At 63.6% G+C, this 21,085-nt stretch carries 22 protein-coding genes; 8 read left to right on the top strand and 14 right to left on the bottom strand.

Annotation, left to right across the window (positions count from 1 at the left end; all coding sequences use genetic code 11):
- Nucleotides 1-5 precede the first annotated feature (5 nt).
- Nucleotides 6-914 (bottom strand): EamA family transporter RarD, encoded by a 909-nt coding sequence (rarD, locus tag AACO21_RS05380; protein WP_346191478.1) that lies wholly within the window; start codon nucleotides 912-914, stop codon nucleotides 6-8.
- Nucleotides 911-1,603 (bottom strand): DUF599 domain-containing protein, encoded by a 693-nt coding sequence (locus tag AACO21_RS05375; RefSeq protein WP_346191477.1) that lies wholly within the window; start codon nucleotides 1,601-1,603, stop codon nucleotides 911-913. Before AACO21_RS05375 ends, rarD begins: the two co-directional genes overlap by 4 nt.
- Nucleotides 1,604-1,688: 85 nt before the next feature.
- Between AACO21_RS05375 and AACO21_RS05370 the strand changes: the two genes are divergently transcribed.
- The 5 genes from AACO21_RS05370 to AACO21_RS05350 all read left to right on the top strand — a co-directional run bounded on the left by AACO21_RS05370 (nucleotide 1,689) and on the right by AACO21_RS05350 (nucleotide 7,309).
- On the top strand, nucleotides 1,689-2,006 hold the full coding sequence (locus tag AACO21_RS05370) for a hypothetical protein (RefSeq protein ID WP_346191476.1): 318 nt from the start codon (nucleotides 1,689-1,691) through the stop codon (nucleotides 2,004-2,006).
- An 87-nt stretch (nucleotides 2,007-2,093) separates the two neighbouring features.
- A complete protein-coding gene (locus AACO21_RS05365; protein WP_346191475.1) occupies nucleotides 2,094-2,336 on the top strand; it encodes a hypothetical protein in 243 nt (80 codons plus the stop codon).
- Between the two features lie 68 nt (nucleotides 2,337-2,404).
- Nucleotides 2,405-3,547, top strand: a complete 1,143-nt coding sequence (locus AACO21_RS05360; protein WP_346191474.1) for an FIST N-terminal domain-containing protein — start codon at nucleotides 2,405-2,407, stop codon at nucleotides 3,545-3,547.
- 5 nt (nucleotides 3,548-3,552) lie between these two features.
- Nucleotides 3,553-6,636 carry a response regulator gene (locus AACO21_RS05355; RefSeq protein WP_346191473.1) on the top strand — a complete coding sequence of 1,028 codons (3,084 nt, stop codon included), beginning with the start codon at nucleotides 3,553-3,555 and terminating at the stop codon, nucleotides 6,634-6,636.
- Between the two features lie 4 nt (nucleotides 6,637-6,640).
- Nucleotides 6,641-7,309 carry a hypothetical protein gene (locus AACO21_RS05350; protein ID WP_346191472.1) on the top strand — a complete coding sequence of 223 codons (669 nt, stop codon included), beginning with the start codon at nucleotides 6,641-6,643 and terminating at the stop codon, nucleotides 7,307-7,309.
- Here the strand turns inward: AACO21_RS05350 and AACO21_RS05345 are convergent, their stop codons facing one another.
- Entirely contained in the window at nucleotides 7,310-7,975 is a 666-nt protein-coding gene (locus AACO21_RS05345; protein WP_346191471.1) for a hypothetical protein, read from the bottom strand.
- Nucleotides 7,976-8,146: 171 nt separating this feature from the next.
- Between AACO21_RS05345 and paaX the strand changes: the two genes are divergently transcribed.
- Nucleotides 8,147-9,094: a phenylacetic acid degradation operon negative regulatory protein PaaX gene (paaX, locus tag AACO21_RS05340; protein ID WP_346191470.1), complete on the top strand. Its 948-nt coding sequence runs from the start codon at nucleotides 8,147-8,149 to the stop codon at nucleotides 9,092-9,094.
- 8 nt (nucleotides 9,095-9,102) lie between these two features.
- Here the strand turns inward: paaX and paaY are convergent, their stop codons facing one another.
- Nucleotides 9,103-9,720 (bottom strand): phenylacetic acid degradation protein PaaY, encoded by a 618-nt coding sequence (gene paaY, locus AACO21_RS05335; protein WP_346191469.1) that lies wholly within the window; start codon nucleotides 9,718-9,720, stop codon nucleotides 9,103-9,105.
- Between the two features lie 68 nt (nucleotides 9,721-9,788).
- Between paaY and AACO21_RS05330 the strand changes: the two genes are divergently transcribed.
- Complete coding sequence (locus tag AACO21_RS05330; RefSeq protein WP_346191468.1) at nucleotides 9,789-10,589, top strand: IclR family transcriptional regulator; 801 nt, start codon at nucleotides 9,789-9,791, stop codon at nucleotides 10,587-10,589.
- Between the two features lie 25 nt (nucleotides 10,590-10,614).
- On the opposite strand, the gene AACO21_RS05325 is transcribed toward AACO21_RS05330, so the two are convergent.
- Entirely contained in the window at nucleotides 10,615-11,562 is a 948-nt protein-coding gene (locus tag AACO21_RS05325) for a helix-turn-helix domain-containing protein (protein WP_346191467.1), read from the bottom strand.
- 120 nt (nucleotides 11,563-11,682) lie between these two features.
- Between AACO21_RS05325 and AACO21_RS05320 the strand changes: the two genes are divergently transcribed.
- The gene (locus tag AACO21_RS05320; protein ID WP_346191466.1) at nucleotides 11,683-12,213 is read left to right on the top strand and encodes a cysteine hydrolase family protein; all 531 of its coding nucleotides are present in this window, start codon (nucleotides 11,683-11,685) and stop codon (nucleotides 12,211-12,213) included.
- A 180-nt stretch (nucleotides 12,214-12,393) separates the two neighbouring features.
- On the opposite strand, the gene AACO21_RS05315 is transcribed toward AACO21_RS05320, so the two are convergent.
- The 9 genes from AACO21_RS05315 to paaG all read right to left on the bottom strand — a co-directional run bounded on the left by AACO21_RS05315 (nucleotide 12,394) and on the right by paaG (nucleotide 21,076).
- Nucleotides 12,394-12,576, bottom strand: a complete 183-nt coding sequence (locus tag AACO21_RS05315; protein WP_346191465.1) for a hypothetical protein — start codon at nucleotides 12,574-12,576, stop codon at nucleotides 12,394-12,396.
- Between the two features lie 215 nt (nucleotides 12,577-12,791).
- The gene (locus tag AACO21_RS05310; RefSeq protein ID WP_346191464.1) at nucleotides 12,792-13,574 is read right to left on the bottom strand and encodes an enoyl-CoA hydratase/isomerase family protein; all 783 of its coding nucleotides are present in this window, start codon (nucleotides 13,572-13,574) and stop codon (nucleotides 12,792-12,794) included.
- Nucleotides 13,575-13,582: 8 nt separating this feature from the next.
- Nucleotides 13,583-14,356 (bottom strand): enoyl-CoA hydratase, encoded by a 774-nt coding sequence (locus AACO21_RS05305; protein ID WP_346191463.1) that lies wholly within the window; start codon nucleotides 14,354-14,356, stop codon nucleotides 13,583-13,585.
- Between the two features lie 73 nt (nucleotides 14,357-14,429).
- The gene (locus AACO21_RS05300) at nucleotides 14,430-15,575 is read right to left on the bottom strand and encodes an ABC transporter substrate-binding protein (protein WP_346191462.1); all 1,146 of its coding nucleotides are present in this window, start codon (nucleotides 15,573-15,575) and stop codon (nucleotides 14,430-14,432) included.
- A 54-nt stretch (nucleotides 15,576-15,629) separates the two neighbouring features.
- The gene (pcaF, locus tag AACO21_RS05295; RefSeq protein ID WP_346191461.1) at nucleotides 15,630-16,835 is read right to left on the bottom strand and encodes a 3-oxoadipyl-CoA thiolase; all 1,206 of its coding nucleotides are present in this window, start codon (nucleotides 16,833-16,835) and stop codon (nucleotides 15,630-15,632) included.
- Between the two features lie 99 nt (nucleotides 16,836-16,934).
- The gene (gene paaK / locus AACO21_RS05290; RefSeq protein WP_346191460.1) at nucleotides 16,935-18,260 is read right to left on the bottom strand and encodes a phenylacetate--CoA ligase PaaK; all 1,326 of its coding nucleotides are present in this window, start codon (nucleotides 18,258-18,260) and stop codon (nucleotides 16,935-16,937) included.
- Nucleotides 18,261-18,287: 27 nt separating this feature from the next.
- On the bottom strand, nucleotides 18,288-18,752 hold the full coding sequence (gene paaI, locus AACO21_RS05285) for a hydroxyphenylacetyl-CoA thioesterase PaaI (protein ID WP_346191459.1): 465 nt from the start codon (nucleotides 18,750-18,752) through the stop codon (nucleotides 18,288-18,290).
- Entirely contained in the window at nucleotides 18,745-20,337 is a 1,593-nt protein-coding gene (gene paaH, locus AACO21_RS05280) for a 3-hydroxyacyl-CoA dehydrogenase PaaH (RefSeq protein ID WP_346191458.1), read from the bottom strand. The genes paaI and paaH overlap by 8 nt, the downstream gene beginning before the upstream one ends.
- Nucleotides 20,279-21,076, bottom strand: coding sequence for a 2-(1,2-epoxy-1,2-dihydrophenyl)acetyl-CoA isomerase PaaG (gene paaG, locus AACO21_RS05275; RefSeq protein ID WP_346191457.1), 798 nt, complete (start codon nucleotides 21,074-21,076; stop codon nucleotides 20,279-20,281). The genes paaH and paaG overlap by 59 nt, the downstream gene beginning before the upstream one ends.
- Nucleotides 21,077-21,085: the final 9 nt, after the last annotated feature.

Genomic DNA, 21,085 nt, shown 5'->3' with positions numbered 1-21,085 from the left:
GCGTTTTAGCTCGATTTTAACGGGTTTTTGGCCGTTGACCGTGTCTTGCGCCACAAACTGACGCTAAAGCAGAGTAGTCCGCACCAAATCAGGCCGAAACTGATCAGGCGGCCGCTGGCCAGGGGCTCGTCGAAGAGCAGGACGGCAGTGATGAGTTGCATGCTCGGGTTGATGTACATCAGCATGCCCACCGTGGCCAGATCGAGTCGCTGCGTGGCCGCCGCAAAGGCCATCAGCGGGAGCGCGGTGAGGATGCCGGCGGCAACCAGGAGTCCGGCGGTCGACAGGTCCGGGGGCACAAAAACGGCATGGCCCTGCGTGCCTTGCCAGGCTGCGTAGAGCAGGCAGATCGGCAGCATGGCCAGGGTTTCCAGCCAGAGTCCGGAGAGGGCATCGACCGGGACCTGTTTGCGCACCAGGCCGTAGGTACCAAAGGTGGCGGCCAGCATCAGTGCAACCCAGGGCAGGCTGCCCAGGGTGATGACTTCATTGATCAGGGCCAGTGCCGCCAGGCCGACCGAGAGCCACTCCAGCCGGTTCAGTCGTTCCTTCAGAATGGCCAGGGCCAGTAGCACATTGACCAGTGGGGTCAGGAAATAGCCCAGACTGGATGCCAGCACCTGGCGTTGTTCGACGGCCCACAGGAAAATCAGCCAGTTGCTGCCCACCAGCAGGGCTGCCAGGGCCAGGCGGGCAACGTGGGCGGGGGTGCGCAGGGTTGCCGCCACCTTGGGCCAGCCGCCGCGTAGCGTGAGCAGCAGGCTGACAAAAAGGCAGGCCCAGACGGCACGATTGGACAGGATGTCCATTGGGGCCACATGCCCGAGCTGGCGGAAGAACAGCGGGAAGAAGCCCCAGATGCAATAGGCCAGCAGGCCAAAGCCAATGCCCGCCAGCGTGGCGTTCCCGGTCACGGTGCGTCGCTCAGGATACGCAGGGCGGACGAGCGGTAATCGCGGCGAAAGAGCACGACCAGGACGAGGACGGCCAGGACGGCCAGCACCAGCGGGTTGATCAGCCAGCCGGCAGCGGCCAGGCCAAAATAATAAGCACGGATGCCCCGGTTGAAGTCATCGCCCGCCAGATTGTTGGCGCCGGCCAGGCGCTGGGCGTAATCGTCGATGGCCGGGGTGCCTGTCGTACCGTTCGGCGCTGCGCCCACGAGGATGGTCAGCAGGTTGAACTGGCGCAGTGCCCAGGTGAATTTGAAATAGGCGAAGACGAAGGAGGCCAGCACCAGCATCAGTTTGAGTTCGAGCATCACCTGTGTACCCGCACCACCAAAAGGCAGGTCGGCGGTAAAGCTGACCAGCTTGTCCGAGGCACCCAGCAGGGCAATCAGACCGGCAATGATGTAAATGGTGGTGTTCGCATAAAACGAGACGCTGGAGACCAGATTGCCGATCAGGGTCGAGTCCATGACGCGATTTTCGCGTTTGAGTAATTGATAGGCCCATTTGAGGCGAAAGCGATGACTGGTCGCAATCAGGCCGCCCCGGCCTTGCGGGCTGTGTTCCGAGTACCAGGCATAGCCGCCCCAGGAAGCAAAGAAAATGGCCAGTGCCAGCCAGTCGACCGCAGAGAGATGTGGAAGTGCATGCATGGGGGCATCTTGCCATAGCCCTCCCTGATTCGACATCCGGGTTGACCACAGCTATCCTCGCGCCTTTTATTGTCAGGGATTCATCATGGGACAAGCCAAACTGCGCGGTTCGCGTGACGCACGGGTCGCTCAGGCATTTGCCAAACTGGAGGCAAACCGCCCGGAGAAACTGGTCTGTAATGGCTGCGGAGCCGATGTGACGACGATCAATCCGGTCAGTACGCGCGGCCTGCGCGGGCTGGAGTCGATCTGGGTCGGGCAATGCGATTGCGGGCAGACGACCTTTGCCGCCTCGGGCGATCCCAAGTCGGTTCAGGCGTTCTTCGAAGCCATCAGCCAGGATACGGAATTGACGCTGGGCCGCCAGGCCCGGGATGGCGACGGCCACAGCAAGATCGACTGAGCCGCTTGCAGCGGCGGCGGGGGCGGCGCACACTGGCGTCTTGTCATGGCAGGCCATGATGGTGCTGTCAGGAGAGGAGCGTAGCCCATGACCGAAGCGCAATTGAGAGAAGCTTTTCTGTCGCCCTGGCCCTTTTTCGGGGCCAGCCCGCATGGTGATGTTTTTGCGCGTTATGTGCCGTTCGGCCCGGTTTTCCGCTGGCGCTGGAACCAGATGATCCCGATGCCGGTTCAGGGCAGCGATCTGGTCTGGTTGCTGCATGCTGCCGAAGAGGAAGGGCATGGCCTGGGCGAGGAGATGGATGAAAAAATCTCCCAAAAAGGCAAATAGTGGATGTGTTGGCGGGGTATTTGTGAAATCTGCTATCTTCTGGGTTTGCTAATCAGGAGGCATGCCCCATGAAAACCCTGCAAACGGTGATTACCCAGCCCGACGCATTGGGCACTGCCTTGTCGGCGCTGGTCGAACTCAAGCCGGATTGGATTCAGGTCTTCGGCAGTCTGCGTTATCTGACCCAGCCGGATTTTGTGCCGACGCTGCGCGCGGCCTTTCCTGATGCCCTGCTGACCGGTTGCTCCACAGCGGGTGAAATCGCTCAGGATGGCGTGCATGACGATGCCTGCGTCGTCAATGCCGTGCGTTTTGACAGCGTGACCTTGCGTTGTGCAACGACCAAACTGGCGGGCATGGATGATTCCGGCGCGGCCGGTGTGCGTCTGGGCACGCAATTGCAGGCGGACGATTTGCGCGCCGTCATGGTCTGGGGACCCGGTGTGGCGATTAACGGCAGTGCGCTGGTGGATGGGATGGCGTCGGTTTTGGGGCCGCAGGTGCCGTTGACCGGCGGCCTGGCGGGGGATGGTGGTGCCTTTGCCCAAACCTGGACCCTCGGTCCGGCCGGTGTGCAGGACGATCAGGTGGTGGCCATCGGCTTTGCCGGCGAAGCACTGCGCTTTGGCCATGGCTCCTTTGGCGGTTGGGAGCCGTTCGGCCCGGCCCGCAAGGTGACCCGGGCGGTGGGCAATATCCTCTACGAACTCGATGGTGCGCCGGCGCTGGATGTCTATAAGCGTTACCTCGGCGATTACGCCAAGGATTTGCCGGCTTCCGGCCTGCTGTTCCCCTTTGCCATGCTCGGTACCGATCACGATGAAACCGGCCTGATCCGGACCATTCTCGCGGTTTCCGAAACGGATGGCAGCCTGACGCTGGCCGGGGAAATCATCGAAGGCGGTTATCTCAAACTGATGCATGCGAGTACCGATCGCCTGGTCGACGGCGCCGAAGCGGCAGCCGAAGCAACGCAGGCGATGTTGGCCGCACCCGATGGCGGTCTGGCCATTCTGGTCAGTTGCGTGGGGCGCAAGCTCGTCATGGGCGCGCGCGTCGATGAGGAGGTCGAGGCCGTTGGCGATGTGCTGGGGCAGGGGGCCTGCCTGACCGGGTTTTATTCCTACGGCGAGATCAGCCCCTTTGCACCGGGTGTGGCCTGCAAGCTCCACAATCAGACCATGACCATCACCTATTTGGGAGAGGACTGACGGTCATGCATGGCGCCTTGTTTCGGCTGCTCAAACGCAGCACCGGCATCAGTGATGAGGCCGGGCTGGCGGCGGTGTTTGCAGAAGCCAAGGCGCTTTCGGCAAGCGGGCATTGTTCGCCCGCGCTCTCGGCGCTGCTCGACAAGCTGGATCAGTTCATTGACAAGGTGGATGCCGGTTACGCCCAGTATGAACGGGATCTGGCCTTGCGTACGCGTAGCCTGGAAGTCAGTTCTGCTGAACTGACCGAGGCCAATGACCGCTTGCGTGAAGAACTGGGCAGTCGCGACCGTGCCCTGCATTCCCTGCGCGACACGGCGGCTTCGCTGCTGGGTGAAGATGAAGTGGCGCTGGAAGCCATGCGCCAAGGCGATCTGGAAGCCTTGTCGGGCCTGATGGGACGATTGATCGAGGCCCGCGAGCAGGGGCGTCGGGAGCTCGATCACCAGAAATTCGCCCTCGACCAGCATGCCATCGTCAGCATTACGGACACCCAGGGCGTGATCCTGTATGCCAACCCCCGGTTTTGTGAAATCAGCGGGTATACGGAAGCCGAGTTGTTGGGCAAAACCCACCAGTTGCTGAAATCCGGTGTGCATGACGCTGCGGTCTATCAGGAGATGTGGGCGACGATCAGCAGCGGTCGGGTCTGGCATGGCGAAATCTGTAATCGCACCAAGGCCGGTGCGCTGTATTGGGTCTCGGCGACAGTCGTCCCCTTCCTCGATGCGGCCGGCTTGCCAACGCGCTACATCGCCATCCGCACGGAAATCACCGGGCGCAAGCAGATGGAAGCGGCCTTGCAGGAGCAGTTGCGCCTGGTCGAAGAACTGATCGAGGCCATCCCGCTGCCGATGTATTTCAAGGATCGCTCAGGGCGTTATCTGCGCCTCAACCGTGCCTTCGAACTCTTTTTCTCGGTGCGCCGCGAAGACATGCTGGGGCGGACCTTGCACGAGTTGCTGCCGCCGGAAGATGCTCGCCTGCATGTCGAGAAGGACGAGGAACTGTTCAGCCAGGGCGGTGCACAGGTCTATGAAGCGACGGTGCATTCGCGCGATGGCGTGCTGCACGAGACCATTTACCGCAAGGCGGCACTGACCCGTCCGGATGGTTCGATCAGCGGCCTGCTGGGCACCATTGTCGATATCACCGAGCGCAAGGAGGCTGAGCAAGCCCTGCGTCGTGCCATGGAAGCCGCCGAGGCGGCCAACCAGGCGAAGAGCGATTTTCTGGCCAATATGAGCCATGAGATCCGGACCCCGATGAACGGCGTGATCGGCATGACCGAACTGGCCCTGGCCAGCGAGCTTCCGGAAGAGCCGCGCGAGTACCTCCAGATCGTCAAGAGCTCTGCCGAGTCCCTGCTCACCATCATCAATGACATTCTCGATTTCTCGAAAATCGAAGCCGGGAAATTGCTCATTGAACACATTCCTTTCCACCCAGGCCGCCTGGTGGCGGACACGATGAAGACCCTGGCCTTGCGGGCGCATGAAAAAGGCCTGGAACTGGTGCTCGATATCGATCCGGCCCTGCCCGACTGTGTGCTGGGCGATCCTGGCCGCTTGCGCCAGATCCTGCTCAACCTGGCCGGCAATGCGATCAAGTTCACCGCCGACGGTGAGGTGGTGGTGCGGGCCTACCCGGCCAAGGGCAGCGATGCCCTGTGTTTTGATGTGCGGGACACCGGCATTGGCATCGCCGCTGACAAGCTGAGCCATATTTTCGAGGCATTTATGCAGGAAGATACCTCGACGACGCGTCGCTACGGGGGGACCGGCCTGGGGCTGACCATCTGCCATCGTCTGGTCAGCATGATGGGGGGCGAGATACAGGTGGAGAGCGTGCTGACGCAGGGCAGCTGCTTTACCGTGCAATTGCCCTTGCCGGTCGATCACAGCCAGCAGCCTGTGGCTGCCCAGCCTGTCTCGCTGTCGGGTCTGCCGGTCATTCTGGTCGATGACAACGAGACCAACCGCATTGTGCTCTCCCGAACCCTGGCCAGCTGGGGCATGCAGGTGAGCACCTATGCCTGCGCAGAAGACTTGCTGGCGGTGGCGCATCATGACGCCGTGCCGCGCCTGATCCTGCTGGATGCCCACATGCCGGGCATGGATGGTTTTCAACTTGCCTTGCATCTGCAGGGCGTGCCGCAACTGGCCGCCGTGCCACGCATCATGCTGTCGTCTGGCGCAACCCGGGGCGATGCCGAGCGTTGCCGTGAATTCGGGATTGCCGCCTATTTCAGCAAACCGGTTTCCCAGGAGGATTTGCTGGCGGGGATGCACAGCGTGCTCGGCAAGGGGGAGGCCCCCGCCGGTACGCCGCTGATTACCCGACACTCGCTGCGGGAGAACAGAACAGCGCTGAATGTGCTGCTGGCTGAGGATAATCTGGTCAATCAGAAACTGGCGGTCAGCCTGCTGGAAAAATGGGGGCATCGCGTGACCGTGGCCGAGAACGGCCAGTTGGCGGTAGATCAGGTGCGTGAGCGCCCATTCGATGTCATCCTGATGGATTGGCAAATGCCGGTGATGGGCGGGCTGGAGGCGACACGCATGATCCGGGCGATGGGCTGCCAGACCCGCATCATTGCCATGACGGCCAATGCCATGGAAGGTGACCGGGAGCGTTGCCTCGAAGCGGGGATGGATGATTACATCGCCAAGCCTTTGCGTGCCGATGACCTGTTCTCCTTGCTCCACCCTGCTGAGGAAGGCGTGTCAGAAGCCGTGGAGGCTGCGCCGCTGGCCCATGCGTTCGATTTCCTGAAGGCGCTGCGCGAGGCGGACGCCGAGGTGGTCGATTTGATCGGTCCGTTGTTCATCGACTCCTGTCCCGAAGACTTGGCGCAGCTGCGTGCAGCCGTCGAGTCGGGGGATTTCATCCAGATCGAACGTCACGCCCATACTTTGCGCGGCATCGCGGGTAATTTTAATGCTGAGCCACTGGTCGCCTCGGCCCGTGCAGTCGAGTTGGCGGCGGGCCCCCAGGACCTGGCGACAGTACGCCAGGGCATGGTCCAGTTGGTCGAGGCAGCGGCCGATTTGTCCGCCGCCTTGCGCATTCGTATCCTGGCGCAGTAGTCCCATGCGGCAGACTCGGGGCGCGATCCTGCTGCTCCTGTTGAGCGCCTCCGCGCTGGCGGACCCCTGTGCCGACCTGCCGCCGCCCGGCATTGAACTGAAACGTGAGGAAGCGCGGCTTTCCTACAATTTCACCTATCGTCAGGCGAGCCTGCAGGGGATGGCCTATGGCGTGGTCAGGTCCGGTATGCGCGTTTTGGGACTGACACGGGGCGTGGCCATGGCGCGCTACGATTTGCATCTGAGTCTGCGTCGCTCTCTCGATGGGCGGTGGGAATGCGGCAGCCCCAAAATCACCTTCAGCTATGGCTATACCCCGCTGACCGTGTATGTGGCGAGCGAATTTCCGCGCGGAAGCTGTGCCTACGATCAGATTTACGCACACGAAATGGCCCATGTGGCCATTTATCAACGGCATGCGGAAGCGCTTGAGTCCGTGCTGCGTACCGAGTTGCAGCAGCGCTTTGCCGATCTGGGAATCTGGCGGGGCAGCGCGGGGCAGGTCCAGCAGCAGTTGCAGCAGGAACTCGATGCGCGTTGGCTGCCCTATATCAAGCGTCGCCTGCAGGCGGTTGAGGTCGAACAGGCGACGATCGATACGCCGGAGGAGTACGCCCGGGTGGCTGCCGCCTGCGGTGGTGAAATTGGCCGTCGTCTGACGGTCGACCGTTGATCAACGGCAGAATTTGCTGCCGGGCAGGCAGACTGTGGAGGGGGTTTCTTGTGGGGCCGTCGCTTGCGGCTTCACTCCCGGTTTGACCGGCGTCACGGGGGGCGGCATCGGGACATGCGGTTGGCTTGGCACAACCGGCATGATGGGGCGCGGTGTGCCCGGCTGCTGGGTATAGACCGGGACCGGCACAAAGACGAGTTGGGCATCCGGGTTGCTCCGGCAGGCACTTTCCAGATTCAGGCGCTGACTCGGGTCGAGCGCGTGACGATCCAGTTCCTGCAGACACGCCTCGACGCTCCGCTTGGGCGATGCGGGCGGGGGCGTCTCTGGGCCGGGGACATTATGTGCGTTTTGCGGCTGCGTCGCTGCCTGCGGGTCGCGGGCCGGGGTGTCGCGCTGGGACGCTTCGCGCCGCTCGATCTGGGTACGCAGACGGCGGACTTCTTCTTCGGCCTCGCGGCGCCGACTCTCCGGAATTTTTTCCTCGTTCTGTACGCTCAGGGTGGCACTGCCCGTCGTGCAGGGGCGGCTGGCGATCTCGACGCTGCCATCCGGCAATCGGCATTTGTAAGCGTTGGCGGCCGCATCCCGGCTCAAGCACAGGGCGAGCGGGGTGAGCAGGGCAAGCAGCAGAAGCGGGCGAAAAACGGGAGGCTGTCGGCGCATGGAAGGAAAACGGTTTTTCGTTAAATTGGTTTGTATTGGTATCGTTTTGCGCGGGTATTGCGGAAAATCAACGAAAAAATACGGGAATTTGCTATCCTTTCGGGCTTATAAAAATGATACGCCGATTTGCCCGGAAGTGCCTAACCCGTACGCCGGCCGGCCATGCCACCCGTGAGCCAAGCCCTACAAGCCCGTCTTGACGATTTTCGCGCCCAGCGCCGCGTGCAGGCGGGGTCGTTGATCATCACCGTTTTTGGTGATGCCATTTTGCCGCGCGGCGGCCGGATCTGGCTGGGCAGCCTGATTCGCCTGCTGGAGCCGCTGGAACTCAACGAGCGCCTGGTTCGTACCTCGGTCTTCCGCTTGGTCAAGGAAGAGTGGCTGCAAACCGAAACCATCGGCCGGCGTGCCGATTACGTCCTGACCGCTTCAGGGCGGCGCCGTTTTGAAGAGGCGTCGCGGCATATTTATGCCGCCCATGCGCCGCTCTGGGATCGCCGCTGGCGTTTGATGCTGGTGGTTGGCGATCTCGATGCCAAGCTGCGCGAGCACGTCCGTCGGGCCTTGTTCTGGCAGGGGTTTGGCGCCTTGGGGGCGGATTGTTTCGTGCATCCGAGTGCGGAATTGCCGAGTGTCCTGGATGCCTTGGTTGCCGAAGGGCTGGCCCCGGCTTTGAGCGCCTTGCTGCCGCTGTTTGCGGCCGACTCCCGCTCGGCGCTGTCGGCCAGCGATGCCGATCTGGTCAGCCGGGCCTGGGACCTGGGACAACTTGCCGACGCCTACAGCAGTTTGGTGGCTACCTATCAGCCGGTCCTCGATGAATTGCGCCGCGATCATCTGGCCGGCGTGACCCCGCAGGATGCCTTCCTGCTTCGCATCCTGCTCATTCACGACTACCGTCGTCTGCTCCTGCGCGATCCGGAACTGCCCGACGTGCTGTTGCCCAACGATTGGCCGGGTCAGCAGGCGCGCCTGCTCTGCAAGGAGCTGTACAAGCGCCTGGAGCCGCTGGTCAGCCGTCATCTGGACAGCGCCTTGTGTCTGGCTGACGGCAGCCAGCCGGCCGAAGATCCGACGCTTCCGGAGCGTTTTCCTCAGTACGACCCGCTGGCAGCCTGAGTGACGGCTCAGCCCTGACGCTGCTTGAGCGTGGTCAGGGGCACGACGTCCGGGATCTCGATGCGCTTGCGGTCGGCCTCGACGGCTGTCAGCGGTGCGGTTTCGACCAGCGTGGCCAGGCAGCGCCGGGTCAGGTCCTGATAGGTGCGGGTGCCCTCTGCCTTCCAGGCCATTTCCTGTTCGCTCAGCGGGCGGATCACTTTGGCTGGCATGCCGGCGACCAGCACGCCCGGCGGAATGACCTCACTGGCTTTGACGAAGGCGGAGGCCGCGACGATGCTGGCTTCGCCGATCACCGCGTTGTCCATGATCACCGCGTTCATGCCGACCAGCGCGTTCTTGCCGATGCGGCAGCCGTGCAGGACGGCACCATGACCGATGTGACCGTTTTCTTCGACCACGGTGTCGGTGCCGGGAAACCCATGCATGACGCAGGTGTCCTGCAGATTGGCGCCCGCTTCCAGAATGAGCCGGCCAAAGTCGCCGCGCAGGCTGGCGCAGGGGCCGACATAGCAGCCGGGTCCGACGATCACGTCGCCGATCAGAACGGCGCTGGGGTGCACATAAGCGGTGGGATCGACGACGGGAACGATCCCGTCGATGGCGTAAACGCGAAGCGATGACATGATACAACCCTGTGTTTGAATTGTTGTATTATAGAATCAGTTTCAAATAATGGAATTCCGGGGCGATCATGAGCGAAGACATTGACGGCAAACATGGCGTGCAATCGCTGGAAATCGGCATGGGTATCCTGAAGGCCATGGTCGATGGCCAGCGCGCGATGATGCTCAAGGAAATCGCCGCCGCCGCAGACATGCCGGCCTCGAAGGCGCACCGTTATCTGGTCAGCCTGATCCGGGCGGGGCTGGTCGAACAGGACCCGGCCACCTCCCGCTACGACCTCGGTCCCTTTGCCCTCAACATGGGGCTGGTTGCCCTGGATCGCCTGGATCGCGTCCGTCTTGGCCTGAACATGATTTCCGAGATGCGGGACGAGATCAACCAGACCACCGCACTGGCTGTCTGGGGCGATCGCGGGCCGGTGATCGTGCGCTGGGAGCGTCCGCGCCGACCGATTACCGTCAATGTGATTACCGGGACGGTGCTCGATCTGTTGTCCTCGGCCACCGGGCGGATTTTTGCTGCCTGGATGCCGAAAAAGGTGGTCATGCCGCTCATCCGCGCCGAAATGAAAGCCGCCGATGTGCCGCCCGAATTAAAAAACCAGGCCGGGATTGATGCGCTGCTCGACAAGATCCGGCGTCAGGGATTTGCCAACACCGAGGGCTTTCATCGCGTGCCGGGCGTGGAAGCCGTGGCGGCACCTGTCTTCAATTTCAAGAACGAAATCACCATGGCGCTACTGGTCGTGGGCGTGCAAGGCATGTTCGACACCAGTGCCGAGGGCGAAGTCGTCCAGTGCCTGCTGCGCCACGCCGAAGCCTTGTCGGCGCGTATCGGTGCCCACGGCGATCCGAAGATTCCAAGCTGATTTTTCCCCTGCGGCAACGCCGGGGTCACGCCTGTTCTGAAAACCCGGCCCGCCACTGGCCGGGCGTCACCCCATAGGCCTGACGGAAATGCTGGCGGAAGGAGAGCGGGCTGCCAAAGCCGCTGAGCGTGGCAATCGTATCGATGCTTTGCCCCGTGCCGGCGAGCAGTTGCTGGGCATAGGCCAGGCGTTCGCGGAGCAGCCACTGCAAAGGGCTCTCGCCGGTCAACGTCCGGAAATGCCTGGAAAAGCTGCGCCGGCTCATCAAGGCGCGGGCGGCCAGGTTGTCCAGCGTATGGGCCTGATCCAGATGGGCGCGCACCCAGTTGAGCAGCTCTGCCAGGCGTGAATCCTGGGGGGCCGCAGGCAGCGGCTGGTCGATGAACTGGGCTTGCCCGCCCTGACGGTGCGGCGCGATGACCAGGCGGCGCGCGACGCCGTTGGCGGCCTGAATGCCGATCAGGTCGCGCAGCAGGTGCAGGCAGCAGTCGATGGCGGCCACGGTGCCGGCCGAGGTCAAGAAGAGACCATCATCGACGTAAAGGACCTCCGGATCGACGTTGACCGTCGGAAAGCGTTGGGCGAAATCATCGGCATAGGCCCAGTGTGTGGTCGCCCGGCGCCCATCGAGCAGGCCGGCTGCCGCCAATACATAGGCCCCCAGGCACAGCCCGACCAGGCGGGCACCCCGGGCGGCAGCGGCTTGCAGGGCGTTGATCAGCACTGCGGGCGGCCTTTCTGCCGGATCGCGCCAACTCGGCACGATGATGATGTCGGCCTCGGCAAGGACCGAGAGATCGTATTCGGCCTGTATCCGGAAGCCTGCCGTGGTGGCCAGCGTCGGGCCTTCTGCACTGCACACTTGCAGGGCAAAGCGGGGCACGTCCGGATGTGGGTCAGCGAACACGACGCAGGGGGCGGCGAGGTGAAAGGGGCTGATCCGGTCAAAGGCGATCACGGCAATGCGCTGCATGGTGCGAGCCTCGGGGCAATGGGTTGGCCCGATCTTAATCTAAATTGACATTCGGGCCACTGTTGTCACGCAGCCCGGCGCAGCACAATCGGTGCTTCATTCTTTCCAAGGAGCAGGTTCATGAACCCAAACCCGCAACGCGCCCTGATCGTCATCGACATTCAGAACGACTACTTTCCGGACGGTAAATTCCCGCTCTGGCAGCCCGAGCCGGTGCTCGCCCGGATCGAGCAAGCGATTGCTCAGGCACGTCGTCAGGGCGTGGCGGTGATTTTTGTTCAGCATGTGGCGGATGCCAGCAAGGGGCCGGCGCCGTTTTTCAATCCGGGCACCCCCGGGGTGGCGCTCCATGCCCGTTTGCTTCAGGCCGCGCCGGATGCGCCGATCGTGATCAAGCGTTTTGCCGACAGCTTTCTCGGGACCGATCTGGAGGCGCAGCTGGCGGCGCGCGGCATTGAGGAACTGCTGGTCTGCGGCATGATGACCCAGAACTGCGTGACCCATACGGCCATCTCGAAGTCAGCCGAAAAATACCGTGTCAGCGTGCTCTCGGATTGCTGCACCACGGTCAGCCAGATGATTCACCTGATCGCCCTGAATGGTGTGGCGCCGCGTGTGACGGTGTGTGATGCGGCCAGCGTCGGCCTTTGACGGCGACCTGGGGCGTCAAAAAGCACCTCGGCGCGCAGTTGACCGTCGGTCACGGCTTTGTTGGTCAGCAGGCCCTGCGGAGGGGGATTGATCCGGGCATGGCGGCTGGCCAAGGGCGCCGCCGCGCATGCCTGCAGACACGCGGTGGACAATGAACGGCGTGTCCTGAGGGGGGCTGAATCAGCGCCCGTAGCGCTGTTTGCGCTCGAAGGCGACAGCACGGCGCAGGTAGGCCGTGAACGCTTGCATGCCTTCCGGATGATTGCTGTACCCCTTTTCCTGCACTTCGGCATCCAGCACGGCATCCAGCGTGGCCGGCAGGGAAATGTAGGGGTAACGGGTACGACGGCGGGCGGTTTTCATGGAATACACTTTCAGACAGCGTCAAAGGGCGGGACTTTAGCGGCTTGAGTGCGGTTTGGCTAGGCTTTGACTGATGAAAGAGGGGGCCGTCTGGACTGCGGTTCGCGATGTGCACAATGGGCAATGCGCAATGCGCAATGCGCAATGCGCAATGCGCGAGGCGTGTCAGAGAGGCGGCCAAGCCAGCTGCCTCTCTGTGCCGGGCAAGAGGGCGCTCAGGCCAGCCAGGCCGGAGGGCGTTTCTCCAGGAAGGCGCTGATGCCGTCCTTGGCTTCGTCCGTGGCGCGTTGGCGGGCGATGCGCTGGGCGGTTTCTTCGCTCACCGAATCGTCGATGTTTTTGCCGTTGACCGCCGCGATCAGATCCTTGGCGGCTTTTTGCGCCAGCGGGCCGCCTTGCAGCAGGGTATCGGCCAGCGTGTCCACGCAGGCGTCCAGTTCTGCCAGGGGGACGACTTCGCCGACCAGGCCGATCATCAGGGCACGGTGGGCGCTGATCCGCTCGGCGCTCTGGAAATAGCGCAGGGCGTGGCGCGGGCCGATGGCGCGCAGGACGTAGGGGCTGATCACGGCCGGGATGATGCCGAACTTCACCTCGGAGGTCGAAAACACGGCATCGTCGCTGGCGATGGCCATGTCGCAGGCGGCGGTGAGGCCGGTGCCGCCGCCCAGTGCAGCGCCCTGAACGCGGGCAATGGTGGGCTTGGACATGCCGGACAGGGCGCGCAGCATGCCGGCAAACTTGCGGGCATCCTCGACGTTCTGTTCATGGGTGAATTGGGCCGCGCGCTTCATCCAGTTGAGGTCGGCCCCGGCGGAGAAATGCTTGCCGCGTCCGCCGAGCACGACGATGCGGACGCCGGCATCGGCCTCCAGCTCGGCACAGGCGGCCGAGAGCTCGGCGATCAGCTGTTCGTCGAAGGCATTGAAGACAGCCGGGCGGTTCATCCAGATCGTGGCGACCTTGCCTTTGCGTTCGATTTCGAGTGTCTGGTACATGGCGTGCCTCAGCGGTGCTTGAAAGTCGGTTTGCGCTTTTCGGCGAAGGCGGCCATGCCTTCCTTCTGGTCTTCCAGCGCGAAAGCCGAATGGAACACGCGGCGCTCGAAGAGCAGGCCTTCGTTGAGGCTGGATTCGTAGGCGCGATTGACGCATTCCTTGATCATCATGACCACCGGCAGCGAGAAGTTGGCGATGGTCTGCGCGGCCTTCAGGGTTTCTTCGAGCAGTTGATCGGCCGGGTAGATGCGGGCGACCAGACCGGCCTTCTCCGCCTCATTGGCATCCATGAAACGCGCGGTCAGGCAGAGGTCCATGGCCTTGGCCTTGCCGACGGCGCGCGGCAGACGCTGGCTGCCGCCGGCGCCGGGCAGGGTGCCGAGCTTGATTTCGGGCTGGCCGAACTTGGCGGTGTCAGCGGCGAAGATCATGTCGCACATCATCGCCATTTCGCAGCCACCGCCGAGGGCGAAGCCGGAAACCGCGGCGATCACCGGCTTGCGGGCGGTCTTGATGCGCTCCCAGTTGCGGGTGATGAAGTCGGTCTTGTAGGCGTGCATGTAGTCGAAGTCCTTCATGAAGCCGATGTCGGCCCCGGCGGCGAAGGCTTTTTCGTTGCCGGTGAGGACGATGCAGCCGATGGCTTCGTCGGCTTCGAAGGCGTCGATGGCGGCGCCGATGCCGTCGACGACGTCGTTGTTCAAGGCATTCATGGCCTCGGGACGGTTGATGCGGATGAGGCCGACACGGCCGATGGTTTCGCTGAGAACGAGTTGGGTCATGGTCTGTATTCCAAAAAAAAGCCGCACAAGGGAGCGTCTCCCCTGGCGGCCAAGTCGAATGAACGGTGCAGGCTTACTGGACGAGGCTCCAGTCGCCGTTCTTGATTTCCAGCATGCGGAAGGCAGAAAGGTCGAGGCCCATGTGGTCGGTCGGGGACATGTTCACGATGCCGCCGGTACCGACATAGCCCTTGGTGGCTTCCAGCGCGTCGCGGACAGCCGCCTTGTCGGTGGTTTTGGCACGCTTGATGGCGTCGACCGCCAGCATCAGGCCGTCGTAGGCATGGCCGCCAAAGGTGGAGACATCGGTCTTCCACTTTTCTTCAAAGGCCTTGGCGTAGCCGACGGCCACCGGCTTTTGCGGGTCCTTGTCGGCCAGCTTGTTGGCAACCAGCAGCGCGGCGGCCGGCAGGCGGGCACCTTCGGCCGCCGGACCGGCGAGCTTGATGAACTCTTCGGAGGCGACGCCGTGGGCGTGGTAGAGCGGCAGGCTGATGCCGAGCTGCTTGTAGTTCTTGGTGGCAATCGCCGGACCCTGACCGAGGCCGAAGATGAAGACGGCCTGAACGCCCGGCGTGGTCTTGATCTTGGTCAGCTGCGGGCTCATGTCCGTGTCTTTCGGACCGTAGGTTTCGTTGGCCACCAGGCTGATGCCGTACTTGGCGGCGACGCCTTCGGTTTCCTTCTTGCCGGACTGACCGAAGCCGGAGGTCTCGGAGAGCAGGGCAACCTTGCTGATGCCGCGCTTCTTCATGTCTTCAAAGACTTTTTCAGCGGCCATGCGGTCGGTGTGCGGGGTCTTGAAGACGAACTTCTTGACCGGCTCGACGATGACCACGGCACCGGCCAGCGAGATGAAGGGGGTACCGGATTTTTCGACCAGCGGGACCATGGACATGGTGGCGCCGGTGGTCGTGCCGCCGACGATCAGATCGACCTTGTCGTCATCGATCAGGCGCTTGGCAAAGCCGTTGGCCTTGTTGGCATCGCTGCCGTCGTCGTAATGCACGAGCTGCAGCTGACGGCCAAGGACGCCGCCCTTCTTATTGATGTCTTCGACGTACTGCTGCAGGGTCTTCAGTTCCGGGTCGCCGAGAAAGGCGGCCGGGCCGGTGACCGACAGCACGGAACCGATCTTGATCGGATCGGCGGCCAGCGCACCAAAGGCGGCCAGGGTCAGGGCGGCACCAGCAACCAGCTTTTTCATCGTCTGCTTCATGGGTTTGTCTCCTCCACGGGGTTGTTGTCAGGTGTTACGTTGAAAAACGGCAAATCAGACGCGCTCGATGATCATGGCAATCCCTTGCCCGACCCCGATACACATCGTGCACAGCGCGTAGCGGCCGCCACGGCGATGCAGTTCATACATGGCGGTGGTCACCAGACGGGCGCCGCTCATGCCGAGCGGGTGACCCATGGCGATGGCGCCGCCATTCGGATTGACGTGGGCGGCATCGTCGGCCAGGCCGAGGTCGCGCAGCACGGCCAGGGCCTGGGCGGCAAAGGCCTCGTTGAGTTCGATGACATCCATCTGATCGAGCGTCAGACCGGTCTGGGCCAGCACCTTCTTGACGGCGGGGGCGGGGCCGAAGCCCATGATGCGCGGCAGCAGCCCGGCCGTGGCCATGCCGACGACGCGGGCGCGCGGCGTCAGGCCGTATTGCGCAGCGGCGGCTTCGGAGGCGATGAGCAGGGCGCAGGCACCGTCATTGACGCCCGAGGCGTTGCCGGCGGTGACGCTGAGGTCGGCACCATTGACGCCTTTGAGCTTGGCCAGCATCTCGGGCGTGGTTTCCGGACGCGGATGCTCGTCACGGTCGACGGTCTTGGGATCGCCTTTTTTCTGCGGCAGGACCACCGGGACCAGTTCGTCCTTGAACCGTCCGGCGGCATCGGCCGCAGCCCAGCGATGCTGCGAGCGCAGGGCAAAGGCGTCCTGATCGGCGCGGCTGATCGCGAAATCGGCCGCGACGTTGTCGGCCGTTTGCGGCATCGAATGGGTTTCGTACAGCTGCTTCATCAGCGGATTGATGAAGCGCCAGCCGATGGTCGTGTCGAAAATCGCCGCCTGGCGGGAGAAGGCGGATTCCGCCTTGCCCATCACGAAGGGCGCGCGCGACATGCTTTCGACGCCGCCGGCGATCATCAGGCGGGTTTCGCCGGCCTTGATCGAGCGGGCAGCGAGGCCGACGGCATCCATGCCAGAACCGCACAGACGGTTGACCGTCGTGCCCGGCACCTCGACCGGCAGACCGGCGAGCAGGCCGGACATGCGGGCGACGTTGCGGTTGTCTTCACCAGCCTGGTTGGCGCAGCCGTAAATGATGTCATCGACCGTGTTCCAGTCGACCTGGGGGTTGCGTGCCATCAGCGCCTTGAGCGGGATGGCGCCGAGGTCGTCGGCACGCACGCCGGCGAGGGCGCCGCCGTAACGGCCGATCGGGGTACGGATGGCATCGCAGATGAAAGCTTGGGTCATGAACGTCCTTTCCGGGGTGTCATGCAGGCCGGACAGCGACCGCCAGTCTGCCCCGGTGGGCGGCGGCCGAGTGTCGCGGCAACGACAATGGGCAAAAAATCAGAGCTGTTTCGGGCGCTCGTCCAGCACGCGGCGGGCCTTGCCGACCTGGGTGCGCGGAATCGAGTCGAATTCCATGACGGTGATCTTGGTCGAGATGCCGACAATGGTCTTGATCCGGTGCTGCAGCTCCTTGGCGATCTGCTGGACATCGGCGGCCGACAGCTTGCCGATCAGTTCATGCTGGGTTTCACAGCGGATCTCGACATTGTCGAGGTGACCGTCGCGGGTGAGCAGGATCTGGTAGTTGCCGGAGAGGCGCTTGTCGCGCAGGATCTGCTCTTCGATCTGGGTCGGGAAGACGTTTACGCCACGCACGATCAGCATGTCGTCCGAACGGCCGGTGATCTTGCCAATGCGGCGGAAGGCGCGCGCGGTCGGTGGCAGCAGGCGGGTCAGGTCGCGGGTGCGGTAGCGGATGACCGGGAAGGCTTCCTTGGTCAGCGAGGTGAAGACCAGTTCGCCTTCTTCGCCATCGGCCACGACTTCGCCGGTCTCCGGGTTGATGATTTCCGGATAGAAGTGGTCTTCCCAGATGACCGGGCCGTCCTTGGTTTCGATGCACTCGTTGGCGACGCCCGGGCCCATGACTTCGGTCAGGCCGTAGATGTCGATCGCGTCGATGCCGAGTTTCGATTCGATTTCGGCGCGCATGCCTTCGCCCCAGGGCTCGGCACCAAAAATGCCGACCTTCAGCGAAATGTCTTCGGGGGCAATGCCCTGCTTCTCGAATTCTTCGGCAATCACCAGCGAGTAGGACGGGGTGACCATGATCGCATCGGGCTTGAAGTCGAGAATCTGCTGGACCTGCTTTTCGGTCTGGCCGCCGGACATCGGGACGGCGATGCAGCCGGCGCGCTCAATGCCGAAGTGGGCGCCGAGGCCGCCGGTGAACATGCCGTAGCCGTAGGCGTTATGCACCATGTCGCCGGGACGGACACCGGCTGCGCGCAGCGAGCGGGCAACCAGGTTGGCCCAGTTGTCGATGTCGTTCCGGGTATAGCCGACGACGACAGGCTTGCCGGTGGTGCCGCTGGAGGCGTGCAGGCGGGCAAGTTTCTGGCGCGGCACGGCGAAGAGGCCAAACGGATAGTGGTCGCGCAAGTCCGTCTTGGTCATGAAGGGGAACTTGGCGAGATCGGCCAGGCACTTCAGATCGTCCGGATGCACCCCTTTCTCGATGCACTTGGCACGGTAGGGCTCGACGTTGTCGTAGGTGTGACGGACCGACCACTTCAGGCGTTCCAGCTGCAGGGCCGAGATTTCGTCGCGGCTGGCTGTTTCGATGGGTTCCAGGTCGCCGGGCAGGGGCTTCTTGACGGGCATGTTTGTCTCCTCTTCGTTGTGTTCTGTTCAGTTCGCTGCAGCGAGGCCGGCGATGACTTCGCCGCTGATCCGGTAGCTCTTGCCGCGGAACAGGGCGATGGTCTTGCCGCCCGTGGTGCGGACGGTGACGTCATAGACGCCGGTACGGCCGGCGGCGGATTGCTCGATGGCTTCGGCTTCGAGGGTCTCGCCCTCCTTGGCCGGGGCCAGGAAGTCGATGTGGCAGGCCGAGGCCACGGTGTTCTTGTTATAGCTGTTGCAGGCGTAGGCAAAGGCCGTGTCGGCCAGCGTGAAGATCATGCCGCCATGGCAGATGTGATGGCCATTCACCATGTCGCTGCGCACCGGCATGCTGAGCAGGGCCGCGCCGGGCTGCACGCGGACGATGCGGATGTCGTGCGCCTGGGCGGCACGGTCGCGGGCATACATGGCCTCGGCCGTGGCGTTGGCGAGCGCCTGTGCTTCGGCGGCGGTCAACGTGTGTTCAGTCATGAATTTTCCTTCCGGCATGGACGGCACGCTGGATCAGCGGCGAGATGCGGTAGCGGTCTTCGCCGTAGCTGGCGCCGAGATGGGCCAGGACATCGCGGATCGTTGCTACGCCCACGGCATCGGCCCAGGCCAGCGGCCCTTGCGGGTAATTGACGCCGAGTCGCATGGCCGCATCGGCGGCGCTTTCGGAGCAGACACCCTGATTGACGGCATCGGCCGCTTCGTTGGCGAGCATGGCGACGGTGCGCATGACGGCAAGGCCCGGCACATCCAGAAAACGGCTGACGGCAAAGCCGGCTGCCTGCAGGAGGCCGGTGGCGGCGCTGACGGCGGCCGGGTCGCATTGCTCGGCGGCGGCGATGGCGAGGCGCTTGGCCGTGCCGTAGTCGAGCGCGAGGTCGATCAGGACGGTGTTGGCAACGCCGGACTCGGCGGCGCGCTGGGTGGCGCTGCGGCCATCCGTCACGTAGAGGACGGCGCGGCCGATTTCGGCGATGCGGCCATCGGCATCCGGGGCGCGCGAGAAGGACAGGCCGGAGTGTTCCAGACGCTCGGCCAGCGCTTCGGCGACGGTCGACTCGCCAAACAGCACGATTTTGCCGGCCGGCACCTGAGCCGCTTCGCTCTGCGCCTCGGGCTTCGCCGCATCCGGCCGGTAGTCGTAGAAACCGCGACCGCTTTTGCGGCCATAAAAGCCGGCATCAACGAGCTCTTGCTGGATGAGCGAGGGCAGGAAGCGCTGATCGTTGTAGAAGGCGCGCCAGACCGAGTTGGTGACGGCGAAATTGACATCGTGGCCGATCATGTCCATCAGCTCGAACGGCCCCATGCGGAAGCCGCCGGCTTCACGCATCACGGCGTCGATGGTTGCATAGTCGGCGGCGCCTTCCTGAGCGAGGCGCAGGGCCTCGGCGTAGTAGGGGCGGGCGACGCGATTGACGATGAAACCCGGGGTCGACTTGGCATGCACCGGGGTTTTGCCCCAGGCCGCTGCGCTGGCGAAGAGGGTATCGGCCACGGTTTTGTCGGTGGCCAGGCCGGAGACGATTTCGACCAGCGCCATCAGCGGCGCCGGGTTGAAAAAGTGCAGGCCGGCCAGGCGTTCCGGGCGTTTCAGGGCGGCGCCAATGGCGGTCACCGAGATCGAGGAGGTATTGGTGCCGAAAATGCAGTCTTCGCTGACGATGCCTTCAAGGTCGGCGTAGAGCTTTTGCTTGGCTTCCAGATTCTCGACGATGGCTTCGACGACCAGGGCGCAATCGGCCAGTTCGCTCAGGGCCTCGACGGCACGCAGGCGCGCACCGGCGGCCTGCGCCTGCTCGACGGTCAACTTGCCTTTGTCGGCCATTTTGGCGAATTGGGTGCAGATGCCGTCGATGGCTTTCTGGGCGGCGCCCGGGCGATTGTCGAGCAGTTTTACGACATGCCCGGCCTGGGCCGCCACCTGGGCAATCCCGGCGCCCATGGCACCGGTGCCGACGACGGCGATGACCGCCTGCTGGGGAAGGGGGGCGTGGCTCACGGCATCACTCTCCGGTGAAGTTCGGGGCCCGTTTTTCCATGAAGGCCTGCACGCCTTCGGCATAGTCGCGGGACCAGCCGAGTTCGCGCATGAAGCCGCCTTCGAAGGACAACTGTTGTTCCAGGGTGTGGCCGGGGGCGGCATGCATGGCCTGGCGGGTACGGACGAGGGCCTTGGTCGGGGCACTCGCCAGTTGGCCGGCCAGGGCATCGATGCGGGCGGCAAACTCGGCGTCGGCCACGCATTCCCAGATCAGGCCCCATTCGGCCGCCTTGGCGGCAGGCAGCTTGTCGGCCAGCAGGGCCAGACCCATGGCGCGGGCCATGCCGACGCGTTGCGGCAGGAACCAGGTGCCGCCGGTATCCGGAATCAGGCCGATCTTGGAGAAAGCCTGCAGGAAGGAGGCCGACTGGGTGGCGATCACGAGGTCGCAGGCCAGGGCCACCGACGCACCGGCACCGGCCGCGATGCCATTGACAGCGGCGATGGTCGGCACGCGCAGGTTCTGCAGGCGGACGATGAGTTGCTTGTAGTTGCGTTCGACGATGTCGCCGATGTCGGGCAGCTTGCCGTCCTTGATCTGCATGGCGCGGTCGGCCAGATCCTGGCCGGCACAGAAGGCGCGGCCGGCACCGCTGAGGACCAGCACGCGGGCCGGAATACGGCCGCTCTGGATGCCGTCCAGCGCATCGCGCAGTTCGGCATGCATCTCTTCATTGAAGCTGTTCAGCTTGTCCGGCCGGTTCAGGGTCAGGCGGGCAATGCCGTTGTCGCAGGTGAGGGTGATGTTCTCGTAATTCATGGGCTGTTC

It is taken from the genome of Dechloromonas sp. ZS-1, assembly GCF_039649255.1.
GTDB lineage: Bacteria > Pseudomonadota > Gammaproteobacteria > Burkholderiales > Rhodocyclaceae > Azonexus.
Note: the sequence above shows the minus strand (reverse complement) of the source record. Positions and strands in the feature narration are given on the sequence as shown.

Bases quoted from the DNA above. Each gene is read 5' to 3' on its own strand.
- AACO21_RS05375 (WP_346191477.1), bottom strand. From the start codon at position 1,603: ATGCATGCACTTCCACATCTCTCTGCGGTCGACTGGCTGGCACTGGCC.
- AACO21_RS05370 (WP_346191476.1), top strand. From the start codon at position 1,689: ATGGGACAAGCCAAACTGCGCGGTTCGCGTGACGCACGGGTCGCTCAG.
- AACO21_RS05365 (WP_346191475.1), top strand. From the start codon at position 2,094: ATGACCGAAGCGCAATTGAGAGAAGCTTTTCTGTCGCCCTGGCCCTTT.
- AACO21_RS05360 (WP_346191474.1), top strand. From the start codon at position 2,405: ATGAAAACCCTGCAAACGGTGATTACCCAGCCCGACGCATTGGGCACT.
- AACO21_RS05355 (WP_346191473.1), top strand. From the start codon at position 3,553: ATGCATGGCGCCTTGTTTCGGCTGCTCAAACGCAGCACCGGCATCAGT.
- AACO21_RS05350 (WP_346191472.1), top strand. From the start codon at position 6,641: ATGCGGCAGACTCGGGGCGCGATCCTGCTGCTCCTGTTGAGCGCCTCC.
- AACO21_RS05345 (WP_346191471.1), bottom strand. From the start codon at position 7,975: ATGCGCCGACAGCCTCCCGTTTTTCGCCCGCTTCTGCTGCTTGCCCTG.
- paaY (WP_346191469.1), bottom strand. From the start codon at position 9,720: ATGTCATCGCTTCGCGTTTACGCCATCGACGGGATCGTTCCCGTCGTC.
- AACO21_RS05330 (WP_346191468.1), top strand. From the start codon at position 9,789: ATGAGCGAAGACATTGACGGCAAACATGGCGTGCAATCGCTGGAAATC.
- AACO21_RS05325 (WP_346191467.1), bottom strand. From the start codon at position 11,562: ATGCAGCGCATTGCCGTGATCGCCTTTGACCGGATCAGCCCCTTTCAC.
- AACO21_RS05320 (WP_346191466.1), top strand. From the start codon at position 11,683: ATGAACCCAAACCCGCAACGCGCCCTGATCGTCATCGACATTCAGAAC.
- AACO21_RS05315 (WP_346191465.1), bottom strand. From the start codon at position 12,576: ATGAAAACCGCCCGCCGTCGTACCCGTTACCCCTACATTTCCCTGCCG.
- AACO21_RS05310 (WP_346191464.1), bottom strand. From the start codon at position 13,574: ATGTACCAGACACTCGAAATCGAACGCAAAGGCAAGGTCGCCACGATC.
- AACO21_RS05305 (WP_346191463.1), bottom strand. From the start codon at position 14,356: ATGACCCAACTCGTTCTCAGCGAAACCATCGGCCGTGTCGGCCTCATC.
- AACO21_RS05300 (WP_346191462.1), bottom strand. From the start codon at position 15,575: ATGAAGCAGACGATGAAAAAGCTGGTTGCTGGTGCCGCCCTGACCCTG.
- pcaF (WP_346191461.1), bottom strand. From the start codon at position 16,835: ATGACCCAAGCTTTCATCTGCGATGCCATCCGTACCCCGATCGGCCGT.
- paaK (WP_346191460.1), bottom strand. From the start codon at position 18,260: ATGCCCGTCAAGAAGCCCCTGCCCGGCGACCTGGAACCCATCGAAACA.
- paaI (WP_346191459.1), bottom strand. From the start codon at position 18,752: ATGACTGAACACACGTTGACCGCCGCCGAAGCACAGGCGCTCGCCAAC.
- paaH (WP_346191458.1), bottom strand. From the start codon at position 20,337: ATGCCGAAGGCGTGCAGGCCTTCATGGAAAAACGGGCCCCGAACTTCA.
- paaG (WP_346191457.1), bottom strand. From the start codon at position 21,076: ATGAATTACGAGAACATCACCCTCACCTGCGACAACGGCATTGCCCGC.